The sequence below is a fragment of the Burkholderia sp. 10_S31 genome, from assembly GCF_056930375.1.
In genome coordinates this window covers 3,166,473-3,182,793 of the sequence record NZ_JBXOWK010000003.1, presented here as the reverse complement: position 1 = coordinate 3,182,793, position 16,321 = coordinate 3,166,473, and the positions used below count along the sequence as shown (strand labels likewise).

14 protein-coding genes are annotated in these 16,321 nt (G+C 68.2%); 5 read left to right on the top strand and 9 right to left on the bottom strand.

Annotation, left to right across the window (positions count from 1 at the left end; translation table 11 throughout):
- Positions 1 to 118 precede the first annotated feature (118 nt).
- The 4 genes from AC1Z3W_RS35000 to argS all read right to left on the bottom strand — a co-directional run bounded on the left by AC1Z3W_RS35000 (position 119) and on the right by argS (position 4,403).
- Positions 119 to 892: an SDR family oxidoreductase gene (locus AC1Z3W_RS35000; protein ID WP_483509424.1), complete on the bottom strand. Its 774-nt coding sequence runs from the start codon at positions 890 to 892 to the stop codon at positions 119 to 121.
- Positions 893 to 911: 19 nt separating this feature from the next.
- Positions 912 to 1,553 (bottom strand): thiol:disulfide interchange protein DsbA/DsbL, encoded by a 642-nt coding sequence (locus AC1Z3W_RS34995; RefSeq protein ID WP_124834287.1) that lies wholly within the window; start codon positions 1,551 to 1,553, stop codon positions 912 to 914.
- A 69-nt stretch (positions 1,554 to 1,622) separates the two neighbouring features.
- On the bottom strand, positions 1,623 to 2,513 hold the full coding sequence (locus AC1Z3W_RS34990; RefSeq protein WP_124834286.1) for an SPOR domain-containing protein: 891 nt from the start codon (positions 2,511 to 2,513) through the stop codon (positions 1,623 to 1,625).
- Between the two features lie 108 nt (positions 2,514 to 2,621).
- Positions 2,622 to 4,403 (bottom strand): arginine--tRNA ligase, encoded by a 1,782-nt coding sequence (gene argS, locus AC1Z3W_RS34985; protein WP_483509423.1) that lies wholly within the window; start codon positions 4,401 to 4,403, stop codon positions 2,622 to 2,624.
- Between the two features lie 201 nt (positions 4,404 to 4,604).
- Between argS and AC1Z3W_RS34980 the strand changes: the two genes are divergently transcribed.
- Positions 4,605 to 4,928 carry a DUF1840 domain-containing protein gene (locus tag AC1Z3W_RS34980; RefSeq protein ID WP_057928571.1) on the top strand — a complete coding sequence of 108 codons (324 nt, stop codon included), beginning with the start codon at positions 4,605 to 4,607 and terminating at the stop codon, positions 4,926 to 4,928.
- A 116-nt stretch (positions 4,929 to 5,044) separates the two neighbouring features.
- On the opposite strand, the gene metH is transcribed toward AC1Z3W_RS34980, so the two are convergent.
- From metH to AC1Z3W_RS34955, 5 genes are all read right to left on the bottom strand, one after another.
- Positions 5,045 to 7,762, bottom strand: a complete 2,718-nt coding sequence (gene metH / locus AC1Z3W_RS34975) for a methionine synthase (protein ID WP_185734523.1) — start codon at positions 7,760 to 7,762, stop codon at positions 5,045 to 5,047.
- Positions 7,763 to 7,808: 46 nt separating this feature from the next.
- On the bottom strand, positions 7,809 to 8,876 hold the full coding sequence (locus AC1Z3W_RS34970) for a homocysteine S-methyltransferase family protein (RefSeq protein ID WP_057928569.1): 1,068 nt from the start codon (positions 8,874 to 8,876) through the stop codon (positions 7,809 to 7,811).
- A 265-nt stretch (positions 8,877 to 9,141) separates the two neighbouring features.
- Positions 9,142 to 9,399: a BTH_I0359 family protein gene (locus AC1Z3W_RS34965; protein ID WP_006477667.1), complete on the bottom strand. Its 258-nt coding sequence runs from the start codon at positions 9,397 to 9,399 to the stop codon at positions 9,142 to 9,144.
- A gap of 258 nt (positions 9,400 to 9,657) precedes the next feature.
- Positions 9,658 to 10,947 (bottom strand): DUF3108 domain-containing protein, encoded by a 1,290-nt coding sequence (locus tag AC1Z3W_RS34960; RefSeq protein WP_483509422.1) that lies wholly within the window; start codon positions 10,945 to 10,947, stop codon positions 9,658 to 9,660.
- A 148-nt stretch (positions 10,948 to 11,095) separates the two neighbouring features.
- Entirely contained in the window at positions 11,096 to 11,971 is an 876-nt protein-coding gene (locus AC1Z3W_RS34955; protein ID WP_057928567.1) for an IclR family transcriptional regulator, read from the bottom strand.
- A gap of 126 nt (positions 11,972 to 12,097) precedes the next feature.
- On the opposite strand from AC1Z3W_RS34955, the gene AC1Z3W_RS34950 reads away from it, so the two are divergent.
- The 4 genes from AC1Z3W_RS34950 to AC1Z3W_RS34935 all read left to right on the top strand — a co-directional run bounded on the left by AC1Z3W_RS34950 (position 12,098) and on the right by AC1Z3W_RS34935 (position 16,137).
- The gene (locus AC1Z3W_RS34950; protein ID WP_124834283.1) at positions 12,098 to 13,090 is read left to right on the top strand and encodes a fumarylacetoacetate hydrolase family protein; all 993 of its coding nucleotides are present in this window, start codon (positions 12,098 to 12,100) and stop codon (positions 13,088 to 13,090) included.
- A gap of 121 nt (positions 13,091 to 13,211) precedes the next feature.
- The gene (locus AC1Z3W_RS34945) at positions 13,212 to 14,039 is read left to right on the top strand and encodes an enoyl-CoA hydratase/isomerase family protein (RefSeq protein WP_483509421.1); all 828 of its coding nucleotides are present in this window, start codon (positions 13,212 to 13,214) and stop codon (positions 14,037 to 14,039) included.
- A gap of 79 nt (positions 14,040 to 14,118) precedes the next feature.
- Positions 14,119 to 14,886: a PhaM family polyhydroxyalkanoate granule multifunctional regulatory protein gene (locus AC1Z3W_RS34940; protein WP_124834281.1), complete on the top strand. Its 768-nt coding sequence runs from the start codon at positions 14,119 to 14,121 to the stop codon at positions 14,884 to 14,886.
- Positions 14,887 to 14,910: 24 nt separating this feature from the next.
- Entirely contained in the window at positions 14,911 to 16,137 is a 1,227-nt protein-coding gene (locus tag AC1Z3W_RS34935; RefSeq protein WP_057928563.1) for a patatin-like phospholipase family protein, read from the top strand.
- Positions 16,138 to 16,321: the final 184 nt, after the last annotated feature.

Below are 16,321 nucleotides of genomic sequence, written 5' to 3'. Positions count from 1 at the left end.
CCGCAACAGCGACGCGCGGCGAGTGGCGAGGGGGCGGCTGAAACGAAGAAAGCCGTGCGGCTGCGACGCGGATGAAGCACGGGCCCGGCGCGAGAAGCGCGCCGGACGCCCGGCGAACTCAGTGCGCGCCGGCCTTCGGCTTGCGCGGCGCCTTCTCGAACAGGCGGTCGTAGAGCCAGCGCGGCAGCACGTGCAGCACCTTCGCGACGACGCCCATCTGCCACGGAATCACGCGGAACGCGTGCTGCCGCGCAATCGCACGCGCGGCGCGGGCCGCGAAGCGGTCGGCGTCCATCAGGAACGGCATCCGGTACGGGTTGTGCGCGGTCATCGGCGTGCGGATGTAGCCGGGCGCGATCGTCACGACGCCGACGCCGGCCGGGCGCAGTTCGACGCGCAGCGCCTCGAGATACTTGATCGCGGCCGATTTCGACGCGCTGTACGCGCCGGAACCGGGCAGCCCGCGCACGCCGGCGACGCTCGCGACGCCGACCAGCGTGCCGTGGCGCGCGGCCGTCATCGGGCCGACGAACGGCTCGAATGTCGCGACCATCCCGTAGTAGTTGATGTCCATCACGTCACGGAACGTGGCGAGATCACCCTGGCCCGTGACGGCGCCCTGGCTGATGCCCGCGTTCGCGATCACGACGTCGGGGCAGCCGTGCGCGGCGATGAACGACGCGGCGGCTGTGGCCAGCGCATCGGCGTCGCGCACGTCGGCGGAATAGATGGAGATGGACAGCTTGGGGAAGCGCCGCGCGAACGCATCGAGCGCATCGGTGCGGCGCGCGCCGAGGGCGAGCGTGGCGCCCTGGCGGGCGTATTCCTCGGCCATCGCGAGGCCGAGGCCGCTCGACGCGCCGGTGATGAAGACCTTCAGCGGAGTAGTCATGCCGGCGCGCGGGCGGGGGTCAGAGCTTCTTGTCCTGAACCTGCTTCACGAGGTAGTCGAGCACCTGAGCGGTGCCCGCGATGCTGTTCGTGTAAGCCGGGCCCGTCTTGTACTTGCCCTGGACGATGACCGTCGGCACGCCGTCGATCGCGTAGTTCTTCAGCAGCTCGGCCGATTGCTTCACCTGGCCCTGAACGCTGAACGAGTTGTACGCGTCCATGAACTGCTTCTTGTCGACGCCCTGCGTCGCCAGGAAGTCGGCCTGCGCCTGCGGCGTCAGCAGGTAGTTCTTCTGCTTGTGGATCGCGTTGAAGATCGCCGGCGTGACCTTCTCCGAGATGCCGAGCGCGGACACTGCGTAGTACAGCTTCGAGTGCGGGATGAAATCATCGCGGAAGGCGACCGGCACGCGCTTGAAGTCGATGTTGTTGCCCTGCTTCTTCACCCAGGCCTCGATCGTCGGCTCGAATTCGTAGCAGTGCGGGCAGCCGTACCAGAAGAATTCGATGACCTCGACCTTGCCGGCCGGCGCGGACACCGGCTGCGGCGACTTCATCACCTCGAAGTCCTTGCCGGACACCGGTGCGGCAGGCGACGCCTGGGCGAAGCCGGCAGCGGCCAGGCCCAGGGACAGAAGGAGCGTGCTAAGCAGTTTTTTCATGTTGTAGACGTCGAATCAGTTGCTCGGGTTACGAAACGTAACGGGTTCTGCGTGGGCGCGGCCGGTTGCTTACTGCTTCGTGAAACGGATCACCGCCGTGTCGACACCTGCATCGGACAGGCGCTGACGGGCCGAGTTCATATCCTCGAATTTCGAGAACGGGCCGACGCGCACGCGGAAATAGGTCACACCGCTGACATCGCGCTTCGACACCTTCGACTCGAAGCCCTGGAAGCCGAGGCGCGCGCGCTGCTGCTCGGCGTCGCCTTCCGTTTTGTACGCGCCGACCTGCAGGAAGTAGCCGGTGTTCGCATCGTTCGCGGTCGGCGGCTTCGCTGCCGCGGCGGACGTCGCGGACGGCGACTGCTTCGGCGTGTTCATGGCCAGTTGCTGTTGCTGCTGTTTCTGCGCGGCAGCCTGCTGCGCCTGCTTCTGCGCGGCGAAGCGCGCGAGGTCGTCCTCGCCGCCTTGCTGCTGTTGCTGCGCCTGTTGCGTCTTCTTCGGCGGCGGCGTGTTGTCGGCCGGCTTCGGCGCGACGGCGACGCCGTTGCCCGACGACGCATTGTTCGATGCGGTGGTGTTGCTCGAGCCGCTGGAGCCGTTCGCGTTGCCCGACGGCGGCACTTCGACGATCTGCGGTTCGGGCAGCAGGCCGCCCTGGGTCTGGTTCGCGGCCTGGCCGGGCGCGGTATTGGGCGGCGCGGGCTGCGCGGCCTGCGGCACCGGCTGGCCGGGCGTCTTGCCCTGCAGCGCACGGTTCGGGTCGAACTGCTGCGGCTGGCTTGCGCCGTTGTCGGCCGGCGGCGGCGCGACCTTCGACACGAACGGCGACGGCGAACGCGTGATGTAGAGCGCCACCACCACCGCGATCGCGAGGCCGACGATCAGGCCCAGCACGATTCCAAGAAATGTCCCTCCGGCTTGTTTCGATTGCTTCGAAGTTCGGCGTGGTTGTGCCATTGCTTGAGTCACCTGCAAAAAGAATCGTGAAAAGGCCGCGGCATCCGGCGGCGGGCACCCGAAGGCAGGCGCGCCTACCGCGGCCATTCGCTGCCCGGTCCGGGCTGCTTACATCTTGGCGGGCGCGGACACCCCGAGCACCGCCAGACCATTCTCGAGCACCTGCCGGGTCGCGGCGAGGAGCGCGGCGCGCGCATTGCGCGGTGCTTCGTCGTCGACCAGCACGCGCTCCGCATTGTAGAACGAGTGGAATTCACCAGCGAGATCGCGCAGGTAGAACGCAACCGCGTGCGGCGCGAGTTCGTTCGCCGCGTGCGTGAGCATGTCCGGATACTCGGCGAGCTTCTGCATCAGCGACACGGCCTGCGGGCTCGTGAGCTGCGACAGGTCGGCGCCCGGCAGCTGCGCGGCCTCGACGTTGTAGCGCGACTTCAGTTCGTTGAGCACCGAGCAGATCCGTGCATGCGCGTACTGTACGTAATAGACCGGGTTCTCGTCGTTCTGTTTCAGCGCGAGGTCGATGTCGAACACGAATTCGGTGTCGGCCTTGCGGGAGATCAGGAAGAACCGGACCGCGTCGCGGCCGCGCGTGATGGTCGCCTCGTCGATCAGGTCGGGGGCCGCTTCCTGGCCCGGCACCGCGCCGCCCGACCATTCGATCAGGTCGCGCACCGTCACGTAGCTGCCTGCGCGCTTCGACAGCTTCACTTCCTGGCCGTCGCGCATCACGGTGACCATCTTGTGCAGCACGTAGTCGGGATAGCCCTTCGGGATGCCGATGTGCAGGCCCTGCAGGCCCGCGCGCACGCGCGCGATCGTGCCGTGGTGGTCCGAGCCCTGGATGTTGATCACCTGCGTGAAGCCGCGCTCCCATTTCGTCACGTGATACGCGACGTCCGGCACGAAGTACGTGTACGTGCCGTCCGACTTGCGCATCACGCGATCCTTGTCGTCGCCTTCGTCGGTCGTGCGCAGCCACAGCGCGCCGTCCTGCTCGTAGGTCATGCCGGCCTTGATCAGCGCGTCGACCGTCTTCTCGACCCGGCCTTCGCTGTACAGCGACGACTCGAGGTAGTACTGGTCGAATTTCACGCCGAACGCCTGCAGGTCCATGTCCTGCTCGTGACGCAGGTACGCGACCGCGAACTTGCGGATCGCATCGAGATTCTCGATGTCGCCCGCGCCGGTGACCGGCTCGCCGTCCTTTGCTGCGACCGTTTCGCGGTTCAGGTAGTCGCGTGCGATGTCGGCGATGTATTCGCCGTTGTATGCGGCTTCCGGCCAGCCCGCGTCGCCCGGCTTCAGGCCGCGCGCGCGCGCCTGCGTCGAGATCGCGAGGTTGCCGATCTGCACGCCCGCGTCGTTGTAGTAGAACTCGCGATGCACCGCGTAGCCCTGGCTCGCGATCACGTTCGCGAGCACGTCGCCGAGCGCCGCCTGGCGGCCGTGGCCGACGTGCAGCGGGCCGGTCGGGTTGGCCGACACGAATTCGAGCAGCACCTGCTTGCCCTTTTCGCGATCCGACGTGCCGAACGCGCGGCCCTGGTCGAACACGGCGGCGATCACCGCCTGCTTCGCGGCGGCCGTCAGGCGCAGGTTGATGAAGCCGGGGCCGGCGATTTCGGCCGCGTCAACGAGGCCTTGCGCGGCCGGCTGGGCCGTGAGGGCGGCGACGATCTTCTCGGCGAGCTGGCGCGGGTTCGCGCCGAGCGGCTTGGCGAGCTGCATCGCGACGTTGCACGCGACGTCGCCGTGCGCGGCGACCTTCGGGCGCTCCAGCGTGATGGCCGGGGCGACGAACGCTGCGTCGGCGCCTTTCAGCGCGTGTGCGACCTGCGTGACGCTATCCGCGAGCAGGGCTTCGAGGGTCTGTTTGTGTGCTGGCAGCATGCTGGTAGAAGGCTTCGTTGGTGGCGGCCGGAAACGCCGGCCGGCCGGCGCGCTTTTTAAGCGCGCGTTTCAGGGATCGCAGAATTTTAACAGGTGCTAATATGCCGCTCAGGCGCCCCGCGTCCGCGAGGCCGGACGCCGGTCTGCCGGCGTCCCCCCAACCGCGCCGCGCAGGCACAACAAGATGAAAAGGGAATTGTCATGATTACGTTCAAGAGCAAGGCGGCACAGGATCTCGACGTGCTGAAGGATTTCGCCGTATACGTGCTGGGCCTCGTCGGCAAGCAGCTGGGCGAGCGCGGTGTCATTACGCACGACGAACTGGACCACGCGATCGCGAAGCTGGAAGGCGCCGTCGCGCAGGCGAAGCAGGAGCGTGCCGAGCACGCCGGCCATTTCCACGAGGATGACGCCGAACACGCGCACCACGAAGTGCCGCCGAGCCTGGCGCAGCGCGTCGCACCCTTCCTCACGATGCTGCGCGAAGCGAAGGCCGGCGAGGCCGACGTGCACTGGGGGTTCTGAGCTTCGTTGCCCGGCCGACGCAGATCGCAAGCTTGCAAAGGCAAACGAAAAAGCCCGCTCGATGCGGGCTTTTTTATTTTGTCTGATCAAAAAGACGGCAGGCCGCAGCTCCGGGATCAGAGTTGCGGTGCGAGCGCGCGGCGCGCGTCGTCGAGCGACAGCGCCATCCGCTGCGCATAGTCCTCGAGCTGATCCTGCCCGATTTTGCCGACCGAGAAATACCGGCTGTCCGGATGCGCGAGATAGAAGCCCGACACGCTCGCGGCCGGCAGCATCGCCAGCGAATCGGTTACGCTCATCCCGATCTCGTCCGCGTGCAGCGCATCGAACATGTCGCGCTTCACCAGGTGGTCGGGGCAGGCCGGGTAGCCGGGCGCCGGGCGGATGCCCGCGTACTTTTCCGCGATCAGCGCATCGTTGTCGAGCGTCTCGCCGCTCGCGTAGCCCCACAGCTCGCGCCGCACGCGCGCGTGCATCGCTTCGGCGAACGCTTCCGCGAAGCGGTCCGCGAGCGCCTTCAGCATGATCGCGCTGTAGTCGTCGTGGTCGGCTTCGAACTGTTTTTCCTTCACGTCGACGCCCAAGCCGGCCGTGACCGCGAACATCCCGATGTAGTCGGCGATGCCCGATTCCTTCGGTGCGATGAAGTCGGCGAGCGAGCGGTTCGGGCGCATCACGCCGTCGACCACCGGGCGCACGCTCTGCTGGCGCAGGTTGCGCCACGTGAGCAGCACTTCCGAGCGAGAGTCGTCGGTGTAGATCTCGATGTCGTCGTCGTTGACCGTGTTCGCCGGCAGCAGCGAAATCACGCCGTTCGCGGTCAGCCAGCGGCCCTGGATCAGGCGCGCGAGCATCGACTTCGCGTCGGAGAACACGCGCCGCGCCGATTCGCCGACGATCTCGTCGTTCAGGATCGCCGGGTACGGACCCGCGAGATCCCAGGTCTGGAAGAACGGGCCCCAGTCGATGTAGTTCGCGAGCTCGTTCAGGTCGTAGTTCTTGAACACGCGGCGGCCGATGAACTTCGGCTTCACGGGCTGGTAGCTCGCCCAGTCGACCTTCGTCTTGTTCGCACGCGCCTCGGCGAGCGTGACCATCGGCTGCGCCTTGCGGTTCGCGTGCTGGTCGCGGATCCGTTCGTAATCGGACTTCAGCTCGTCGAGGTACTTCGCCGCGCCTTCGTCAGACAGCAGGTTCGATGCGACCGACACCGAGCGCGATGCGTCCGGCACGTAGACGACCGGGCCTTCGTAGTGCGGTGCGATCTTCACGGCCGTGTGCACGCGCGAGGTCGTCGCGCCGCCGATCAGGAGCGGGATCTTCTTCACGCGGAAGTAGTCGTCGCGCTGCATTTCGGACGCGACGTACGCCATTTCCTCGAGGCTCGGCGTAATGAGGCCCGACAGCCCGATGATGTCCGCGCCCTCGACCTTCGCCTTCGCGAGGATCTCGTTGCACGGGACCATCACGCCCATGTTGACCACTTCGAAGTTGTTGCACTGGAGCACGACCGACACGATGTTCTTGCCGATGTCGTGCACGTCGCCCTTCACGGTCGCGATGACGATCTTGCCCTTCGCGCGCACGTCGCCGCCCGCTTCCGCGAGCAGGCGCTTTTCTTCCTCGATGAACGGGATCAGGTGCGCGACCGCCTGCTTCATCACGCGCGCCGACTTCACGACCTGCGGCAGGAACATCTTGCCCTGGCCGAACAGGTCGCCGACGATGTTCATCCCGTCCATCAGCGGGCCTTCGATCACGTTGATCGGGCGGCCGCCGGCCGCGGCGATCTTCGCGCGCACCTCTTCCGTATCCTCGACGATGAAGTTCGTGATGCCGTGCACGAGCGCGTGCGAGAGCCGCTTCTCGACCGGCTGGTTGCGCCACTCGAGGTTCTCTTCCTTCTTCGCGCCACCCGCCTTGAACTTGTCGGCGATTTCGAGGAGCCGGTCGGTGGAATCGTCGCGGCGGTTCAGGATCACGTCCTCGACGCGCTCGCGCAGCTCCGCGTCGAGGTCGGCATACACGCCGAGCTGGCCCGCGTTCACGATGCCCATGTCCATCCCCGCCTGGATCGCGTGGTACAGGAACACGGTGTGGATCGCCTCGCGCACCGGGTCGTTGCCGCGGAACGAGAACGATACGTTCGACACGCCGCCGCTCACCTTCGCGTACGGCAGGTTCTGCTTGATCCAGCGGGTCGCCTCGATGAAGTCGACCGCGTAGTTGTTGTGCTCCTCGATGCCGGTCGCGACCGCGAAGATGTTCGGGTCGAAGATGATGTCTTCCGGCGGGAAGCCGACTTCGTTCACGAGGAAGTCGTACGAGCGCTTGCAGATCTCGGTCTTGCGCGCGTAGGTATCGGCCTGGCCCGTCTCGTCGAACGCCATCACGACCGCGGCCGCGCCGTAGCGGCGGATCAGGTTCGCGTGGTGGCGGAACGCTTCCTCGCCTTCCTTCAGCGAGATCGAGTTCACGATCGCCTTGCCCTGCACGCACTTGAGGCCGGCCTCGATCACGTCCCACTTCGACGAGTCGATCATGATCGGCACGCGCGCGATGTCAGGCTCGGACGCGATCAGGTTCAGGAAGCGCACCATCGCCGCCTTCGAATCGAGCATCGCCTCGTCCATGTTGATGTCGATCACCTGCGCGCCGTTCTCGACCTGCTGGCGCGCGACGGCGAGCGCCTCGTCGAACTGGCCGTTGAGGATCATCCGCGCGAACGCCTTCGAGCCGGTGACGTTGGTGCGTTCACCGACGTTGATGAAGAGCGTCCCGGACGTGACGTTGAACGGCTCGAGGCCGGCAAGGCGCATCATGTGATCGGTCATGGCGGTGCGAATTCGTGTGAGGTAGGGCGGGCGTTGGGGCGGTCGGTCAGGCGGCGTCGCTGTACTGGCTCGGCCAGCGGCGCGGTTTCACGTCGGCGAGCGCCTTCGCGATCTCGGCGATGTGCTCGGGCGTCGTGCCGCAGCAGCCGCCCGCGAGGTTCACGAGCCCGGCTTGCGCGAATTCCTTCAAGAGGCCCGACGTGACGTCCGGCGTCTCGTCGAAACCGGTGTCGCTCATCGGGTTCGGCAGGCCCGCGTTCGGGTAGCACGACACGTAGGTGTCGCACAGCTTCGCGAGCTCGGCGATGTACGGGCGCATCAGCGCCGCGCCGAGCGCGCAGTTCAGGCCGAACGTGAGCGGCTTCGCGTGGCGCAGCGAATTCCAGAACGCCTCGACCGTCTGGCCCGACAGGATGCGGCCCGAGGCGTCGGTCACGGTGCCCGAGATCATGATCGGCAGGCGCTCGCCGGTGTCCTCGAACAGCTCGTCGAGCGCGAAGAGCGCGGCCTTCGCGTTCAGCGTGTCGAAGATCGTCTCGACGAGGAACAGGTCGACGCCGCCGTCGAGCAACGCCTTCGCCTGCTGGTAATACGCGTCGCGCAACTCGTCGAACGTGACGTTGCGCGCGCCCGGGTCGTTGACGTCCGGCGAGATGCTCGCCGTCTTCGGCGTCGGCCCGATCGCGCCCGCGACGAAGCGCGGTTTGTCAGGCGTCGCGTAGCGGGCGGCCGATTCGCGCGCGAGCCGCGCCGATTCGACGTTCATCTCGACGACGAGGTCTTCCATCCCGTAGTCGGCCTGCGCGACCGTCGTCGCGCCGAACGTGTTGGTTTCGACGATGTCCGCGCCGGCCGCGAAGTACTGGTCGTGGATTTCGCTGATGATCTGCGGCTGCGTGAGCGACAGCAGCTCGTTGTTGCCCTTGATGTCGCGCGGGAAGTCCTTGAAGCGCTCGCCGCGATACGCGGCCTCGTCGAGCTTGTAGCGCTGGATCATCGTGCCCATCGCGCCATCGAGGATCAGGATGCGCGATTTCAGCAGCGCGGGCAGTTCGGCGCCGCGCGTGTAGGACGCGTCGAGCGGGGCGGGAGCGGCGAGAGGAGTCGCAGACATGGCGGAAGACCGGCGAAGACGGGAAAACCGCCATTGTAGCCGGTGCGCCGGTGCGCCGCCCGGCCTCGCGCGGGGCGGGCAGCGGTGCCGGCGCGAGGCGTGCGGGCGAGCGTTGTCCGCACCACGAAGGCGCGCCCGGCCGTGCACGGGCCGCACCAAACGAAAACCCCCGCCCGGCGAACCGGACGGGGGCTTGGATCGGAGTGCTCGCGGGGCCGCGCCAGCGCGCGGCGAATGGCCCGGCGATGCGCCGGGCCGGGCGTCGTCAGTGCAGGACGACGGGCATCATCATCAGGCTGTCGAACTGTCCGAGGAATTCATCCACCTCGTCGAGCGACGGTTCATCCTCGATCAGCTGTTTCACGTGCGCACGGAATCGCTCGGCGAGCTCGCCATCGATGAAGATCTCGCGCTGCGCGTTCTTGTCGACGATTTCGTATCCGCCGGCATTCATCAGATGGTGGCCGGCCTGCGGCGCAAATTCGACGACGCAGTAGTTGGGGCTGTTGTAGATCATTTGCATGGCGGCACTCCTCTTCGCAGTGGCATCTGGCCTTGTTGTCCCGTAGGTGGGGCAGGCCTTGCCGGTTTCAAGGGGCTTGCGCTGCACACCCCGTTCTCCCGTTTGCGTGGGGTGTATCGGGTTAGAAGCCGATGTCTATCAAACGTTTCTTATTGTGATCCGGTGTACCGAAATAGTTGTTAAAAATAGTTGTTAAAGAGTGTCATCGGCCATTTTGGCAGAAGCTTTAATCGGTCGAAATTGCCGATTTGCCGATCGTCACGGCGCGGACGGCGACGATGCCGGCGGTGCAGCCGCGGGCACGGACGGTTGCACGTCGGCCGGTTGTGCAGGTTGTGCAGGTTGTGCCGACTCGGCGGCCGGTGCGACGGCAGCCGGCGCGCTGGCGGGCGTGTTGGTTGCGCCTTCGCCTTCGGTCGCGCCGTCGGCCGGTGCGTTCGGCGGAGCGAGCCGGCCGTGCCACAGCAGCTCGATCTGCGCGCCGCTCGGTTCCGTCTGCACGAGCCGCGCGGGCAGCCAGCCGAGCGACGGCGCGAGCCACATGTCGATGCGGCGCGTGTCGCCGTCGCGACGCGGCAGCCGCATGAAATGGCGTGCGCGGACGATGCCGGCCTGCGTTTGCACGTCCTCGTCGCCGATCACCGTGATCGGCCAGGTCTCGCCGCTGTTGTTGTCGATCACGAAGAACTGTTGCGTGACGCCCGGCTTGTATGCGGACGGATTGCCGCGCAAGAGCCCCGACAACTGCATCAGCATGCTGAAGCGATCCTGTACGCCGTCGGGCAGCAGCGCATTGTTCGGCGTGCGCGTGAAGACGATCTGGCGGATCTCGCGGTTGAAGATCGCGATGTCCTCGGGGCGCTTGCCGCGCTTTTCCACATACCGGTCGGGCGCGACGCCGAATGCATCGATGCGGCCTTCGCTGCGGTACGTGAACGGGCCGACGAACGGCACGGGCATCGACACCGACAGGTCGTAGGTGCGTCCGTCGGTGCGCCAGTGGATCGTGCCGATCATGTTCTGCATCCCGTTGTAGAACGTGTCGTACTGCAGGTCGCCGGACGGCGGCGCCGCGAACTTCACGCCGCTCGTCGCGGGGCCCGGCGTCGCGGCACCGCTGGCGCCGCCGGCCGATGCCGCGTGCGCGCCCGATGCGTCTGCCGTGCCGCTCGCGGCCGAGGCCGCGGCCGGCGGCGGCTCGCCGTGCTCGGCCGTCTGCGTCGACGTGAGGACGGGCTCGGGCGACGGCGCGGGCTTCGGTGCGGGCTTTGGGGCTGGCTTCGGTGCGGCTGGGGCCGGCTTCGCCGGCGCGGGCTCGGCCGGATGCTCGGCCGGTTTCGGCGCGGGCTGGCGCTCGATCGGCTGCGGCTTCAGCAGCTCGATCTGCACCGGTATCTCGGCGGGCGGGGGCGGCGTGAACGATTCGCGGTTGCGCGTCAGCCACAACGCCGCGAGCGCGTGCAGTACCAGCACGACGACGAGCGCGACGCCCGCGCGCCGCCAATGGCGGGGCAGGGCGTGACGAGAACGGGTGTCGGCAGGCGGCATCGGCGAAACGGAACAGGGTTGGAGGCGGTCGTGGCGGGTCGTGCGCAACGCACGTCACAACCATCGGACCACCGGTTGCGCCGCGCGTTCGCGGTGCATCGCGCGGGTTCTGCACGGGTGTCGCACGGGGTATCGCGGGCCTTGCGTGTCAGGCGTCGCGCGCGTCCGGACTATAGCCGAGTTCGTAAGACAGTTTCTGCGCGCAGGCACGCAGCGCGGTGTCCATCTCGCCGCCCCACGCGATGTCGAACATGCCTTCCTGGCCGAGCGCGACGATCGCGAGCGCGAGTTCGCCGACCGCATCGAACACCGGCATGCAGAACGCGTGAATCGTCGGCAGCAGCATCCCCTCGACGCGCGCGGCCTGATGCGCGCGCACGTCGGCGAGCACCGCATCGACCTCGTCGAGCGTGCGCGGGCCGCCGTGATGCGGCGAGCGGCGCGTATCGGCGAGCTCGCGTTCGAGCATCGCCGCGGTCTTGCTGCGCGGCAGGTACGCGGCGAACAGCAGGCCCGTCGCGGAGCCGAGCAGCGGCATCACGTCGCCGAGCTTCAGCGACGCCTTCGCCGGATGGCTCGATTCCATCCAGTGCACGAGCGTCGGGCCCTGGTTGCCCCACACCGCGATGCCGACCGTCTGGTCGAGGCGGTCGCGCAACTCGGTCAGCGCGATCCGCGCGAGCTTCACGCCGTCGACGCGCGCGAGCCGCGCGAGCCCCATCTGCAGCGCGAAACCGCCGAGTTCGTAGCGGCCCGACACGGGATCCTGCGACACGACGCCGAGCCGCGAGAAGCTGACCAGGTAGCGGTGCGCCTTCGCAGGGCTCATGCCCGCACGCTGCGCGAGGTCGCGCAGCATCATCGCGCGCGGCTCGCTCGTCAGCACGTCGAGCAGGCGGAAGCCGACCTCGATCGACTGGATGCCGGAGCGCAGCTTCTCGCCGCCTTCGCCGTGCTCGCCGGAGCCGGTGTCGTCGGTGTCGGAATCAGCGAGATCGTCGTCGGGAAGCGGGCTGGCGGGCATGGGCAACGGGGCGCGACAAGGCGGCAAGGGTCGGGACGAAAACGGTACGCACGATCGTGGCGCGCCGCACGGATTCACCATCGTAAAATAGATTCCCTCCATCGTCACTACAACGGCAGATACCCCATGAAACTTGCATCGCTGAAGGACGGCACGCGCGACGGCCAGCTGATCGTCGTGTCGCGCGACCTGCACACCGCGGCGATCGCCGATGCGATCGCGCCGACGCTGCAGCGCGTCCTCGACGACTGGGCGTTCTACGCGCCGCAACTGCGCGACCTGTACGACGCGCTGAACCACGGCCGCGCGCGCAACGCGTTCGCGTTCGATCCGGCGAACTGCATGGCGCCGCTGCCGCGCGCGTTCCAGTGGGCCGACGGCTCCGCGTACGTGAATCACGTCGAGCTCGTGCGCCGCGCGCGCGGCGCCGAGATGCCGCCGGAGTTCTGGACCGATCCGCTGATGTACCAGGGCGGCAGCGACGACTTCCTCGGCGCGCGCGACGACATCGTGTGCCCGTCCGAGGAATGGGGCATCGACTTCGAGGCCGAGGTCGCGGTGATCACCGGCGACGTGCCGATGAGCGCAACGCCCGACGACGCGCTGAAGGCTGTGCGGCTCGTCACGCTCGTGAACGACGTGTCGTTGCGCAACCTGATTCCGGCCGAGCTCGCGAAGGGTTTCGGCTTCTTCCAGAGCAAGCCGGCCACCGCGTTCGCACCGGTCGCGGTGACGCTCGACGAGCTCGGCGACGAATGGCGCGAAGGTCGCGTGCACCGGCCGATGATCGTCCACTGGAACGGCAGGAAGGTCGGCCAGCCCGACGCGGGCACCGACATGGTGTTCCACTTCGGCCAGTTGATCGCGCATGCGGCGAAGACGCGCAACCTGCGTGCCGGCGCGATCGTCGGCTCGGGCACCGTGTCGAACAAGGATGCGAAGCGCGGCTACTGCTGCATCGCCGAGAAGCGCTGCCTCGAGACGATCGAGCACGGCGCGCCGCAGACCGAGTTCATGCGCTACGGCGACACCGTGCGCATCGAGATGTTCGACGCGGCCGGCAAGTCGATCTTCGGTGCGATCGAGCAGTCGGTCGCGCCGCCCGAGGGCACGGCCTGACGCATCCGCGAAACCCGGCGCGAAGCCCGGTCCCGGCCCGCGCGCCGGGTTTCGCCTGATGTTTGCCCGCGCGGGCTTGGCTACACTCGATTCAAACATTTCAGGAACCCGGGAGCTGCGCATGTCCGATCTCGCCGCATACGGCGGTTACGAAGCACTGAAGGTGACGCGCCGCGATCATGGCGTGCTCGACATCGTGATGAGCGGCGAGGGCGCGAACCGCAGCGGCCTTGCAACCGCGAACGAGCGCATGCATCGCGAGCTCGCCGACATCTGGCGCGACGTCGATCGCGATCCCGACACGCGCGTCGCGGTGATCCGCGGCGAGGGCAGGGGCTTTTCGGCGGGCGGCGATCTCGCGCTCGTCGAGGCGATGGCCAACGATTTCGACGTGCGCGCCCGCGTGTGGCGCGAGGCGCGCGATCTCGTCTACAACGTGATCAACTGCAGCAAGCCGATCGTGTCCGCGATGCACGGCCCGGCCGTCGGCGCGGGGCTCGTCGCCGGGCTGCTCGCCGACATCTCGATCGCCGCGAAGGATGCGCGCATCATCGACGGCCATACGCGGCTCGGCGTCGCGGCCGGCGATCATGCGGCGATCGTATGGCCGCTGTTGTGCGGGATGGCGAAGGCGAAGTACTACCTGTTGTTGTGCGAACCGGTGAGCGGCGAGGAGGCCGAGCGGATCGGCCTCGTGTCGCTCGCGGTCGAGCCGGCCGACCTGCTGCCGAAGGCGTACGAAGTGGCCGAGCGGCTCGCGCACGGATCGCAGTCGGCGATCCGCTGGACCAAGTACGCGCTGAACAACTGGCTGCGCAGCGCCGGGCCGACGTTCGATACGTCGCTCGCGCTCGAATTCATGGGCTTCTCGGGGCCCGATGTGCAGGAAGGCATCCGCTCGCTGCGCGAGCGGCGCCCGCCCGACTTCCCCGGCGACGCACCGTTCTGACGCGCGCTATGATCGAACCAGAGGCGGCCGCGCGACCCGCGCCGGCCGCTTCGCTCACCCAGTCAACCAGGATGCCCGTATGACGACCGATGCCTCCGGCTCCAATCCTTTCGCCGGCTTTGCCGGTTTCAAACCTGCCGACATGCTCGACCGGATGTGGGACATGATGCGGATGTCGCCGTTCGGCGGGATGGCGTCGTTTCCCGGCGCTGCGTCGGGGCTGCCGCCGTCGCTGTCGAGCATGTCCGACATGATGGCGCCACTCACGAGCGTCGAGGAGCTCGACAAGCGGATCACCGATCTGCGCGCGGTCGAGCAGTGGCTCAAGCTCAATCTCGGGATGCTGCAGTCCGCGATCCAGGCGCTCGAGGTGCAGCGCGCGACGCTCGCGACGCTGCGCGCGTTCGGCGCGTTCGCGCAGAGCTCGATGTCGGCCGCCGAGGAAGCCGCGGTCGCGGCCGCGCAAGCGGCTGCCGCGCCGCGCGCCGACGTGCGGCAAGCGCCGGACGCCGCGGCAGCCGCTGCCGCAGCGGACGCGCCGCCGGCAGGCGACGCCGCGCAACAGGCGTTCGACCCGGCCGGCTGGTGGGGCCTGCTGCAGGCGCAGTTCAACCAGCTCGCGAGCCTTGCGATGACGCAGCCGGGCGCGCAGTCCGCGGCGCCGGGCGATGCGCCGCCCGCTCAGGCCGCCGCGCCGGCGCGAGCGGAACAGCCCGCACCGGCCGCAGCCGCGGCCGCCGCGCCGCGCAAGGCGGCCGCGAAGCGTGCGAAGCCGGCCGGTTCGGCCGCGGCGCGTGCGGCAGCCGCTTCGTCGCCCGAAACGCGTCCGCCGAAGCGCTCGACGTGACGCGAACCGGATAGCAGGTCGATCATGCGGCTCGCGCTCGTTCTGATGGGGGGCGGCGCACGCGCCGCCTACCAGGTCGGCGTGCTGAAGGCGCTGGCCGAGATCTCGCGCGAGGCCGATCCGTACCGGCATACGGTGCCGTTTTCGGTCGTATGCGGCTCGTCGGCCGGCGCGATCAATGCGACGTCGATCGCGAGCCACGCGGACGATTTTTCGCACGGCGTGCGGCGTCTGCTCGAATTCTGGGAGCCGCTGCGCGCGGACTACGTGTATCGCACCGACTGGCTCGGCATCGCGGCGGCGGGCGCACGCTGGCTCGCGACGATGAGCTTCGGCTGGGCGGCGCGCCGTTCGCCGCGTGGGCTGCTCGACAACGCGCCGCTCGCGCACCTGCTGCAGCGCGAGCTGAGCTTCCACCGGATCGAGCAGATGCTCGAGAGCCGCCTGCTGCACGCGCTCTCGATCACGGCGCTCAGCTATTCGAGCGGCCGGCACCTGACCTTCTACCAGGCCGCCGAACCGATCCAGGCCTGGCGGCGCGCGCAGCGCACCGCGCGGCTCGTCGACCTGTCGGCGTCGCACCTGCTCGCATCGTCGGCCATTCCGTTCGTGTTCCCGGCCGTGCCGCTCGTGCTCGACGGGCAGATCGAGTACTTCGGCGACGGGTCGATCCGGCAGGTCGCGCCGCTGTCGCCGGCGATCCACTTCGGCGCGGACCGGATCGTCGTGATCGGCGCGGCCGATCCGCGCCCCGAGATTCCCGCCGCGAACGGGTCGGGGCGCGCGCGCGGTTATCCGACGCTCGCGCAGATCGGCCAGCAGGTGCTCGCGAGCGTGTTTCTCGACTCGATCGGCGCGGACATCGAGCGGATCGAGCACATCAACCGGATGATCGAGCACTTGCCGCACCAGGTCGAAGTGGACAGCGGCTGGCGGCACGTCGACGTGCTCGCGATCGCGCCGTCCGAGCGCATCGAGCTGATCGCCGCGAAACACCTGAAGCAGATGCCGGCGACGATGCGCGGGCTGCTCGGCGCGATCGGCGGCAGCCAGCCGGCCGGCGCGTCGTTCGCGAGCTACCTGCTGTTCGAGGAAGCGTTCACGCGCGAACTGATCGAACTCGGCTATCGCGACGGGCGCGCGCAGCGCGACACGCTGGCGGACTGGATCGCGCGGGCCGACGGCGGCAGCGCGACGGCGGCCGGCACGCCGCCGGATGGCGGCCGCGCGGCCGGCGAAATACGGGTCTGACGCTGGCCGCCGCGCCCGAAGCAGCCCTGAGACGGCGGCGGCTTACAGATTGGTTGCGTTTTCGCGACGGCCGCCCGCGACCGATCGCCGCACCGTCGTGGGCGGCGCGCGACCGGCTCCGCGTCTCGGAACCGTCATGCGCGCGTGATATCATGGCCGCCGCCGTATACACCATATCGAGCAG

Bases quoted from the DNA above. Each gene is read 5' to 3' on its own strand.
- AC1Z3W_RS35000 (WP_483509424.1), bottom strand. From the start codon at position 892: ATGACTACTCCGCTGAAGGTCTTCATCACCGGCGCGTCGAGCGGCCTC.
- AC1Z3W_RS34995 (WP_124834287.1), bottom strand. From the start codon at position 1,553: ATGAAAAAACTGCTTAGCACGCTCCTTCTGTCCCTGGGCCTGGCCGCT.
- AC1Z3W_RS34990 (WP_124834286.1), bottom strand. From the start codon at position 2,513: ATGGCACAACCACGCCGAACTTCGAAGCAATCGAAACAAGCCGGAGGG.
- argS (WP_483509423.1), bottom strand. From the start codon at position 4,403: ATGCTGCCAGCACACAAACAGACCCTCGAAGCCCTGCTCGCGGATAGC.
- AC1Z3W_RS34980 (WP_057928571.1), top strand. From the start codon at position 4,605: ATGATTACGTTCAAGAGCAAGGCGGCACAGGATCTCGACGTGCTGAAG.
- metH (WP_185734523.1), bottom strand. From the start codon at position 7,762: ATGACCGATCACATGATGCGCCTTGCCGGCCTCGAGCCGTTCAACGTC.
- AC1Z3W_RS34970 (WP_057928569.1), bottom strand. From the start codon at position 8,876: ATGTCTGCGACTCCTCTCGCCGCTCCCGCCCCGCTCGACGCGTCCTAC.
- AC1Z3W_RS34965 (WP_006477667.1), bottom strand. From the start codon at position 9,399: ATGCAAATGATCTACAACAGCCCCAACTACTGCGTCGTCGAATTTGCG.
- AC1Z3W_RS34960 (WP_483509422.1), bottom strand. From the start codon at position 10,947: ATGCCGCCTGCCGACACCCGTTCTCGTCACGCCCTGCCCCGCCATTGG.
- AC1Z3W_RS34955 (WP_057928567.1), bottom strand. From the start codon at position 11,971: ATGCCCGCCAGCCCGCTTCCCGACGACGATCTCGCTGATTCCGACACC.
- AC1Z3W_RS34950 (WP_124834283.1), top strand. From the start codon at position 12,098: ATGAAACTTGCATCGCTGAAGGACGGCACGCGCGACGGCCAGCTGATC.
- AC1Z3W_RS34945 (WP_483509421.1), top strand. From the start codon at position 13,212: ATGTCCGATCTCGCCGCATACGGCGGTTACGAAGCACTGAAGGTGACG.
- AC1Z3W_RS34940 (WP_124834281.1), top strand. From the start codon at position 14,119: ATGACGACCGATGCCTCCGGCTCCAATCCTTTCGCCGGCTTTGCCGGT.
- AC1Z3W_RS34935 (WP_057928563.1), top strand. From the start codon at position 14,911: ATGCGGCTCGCGCTCGTTCTGATGGGGGGCGGCGCACGCGCCGCCTAC.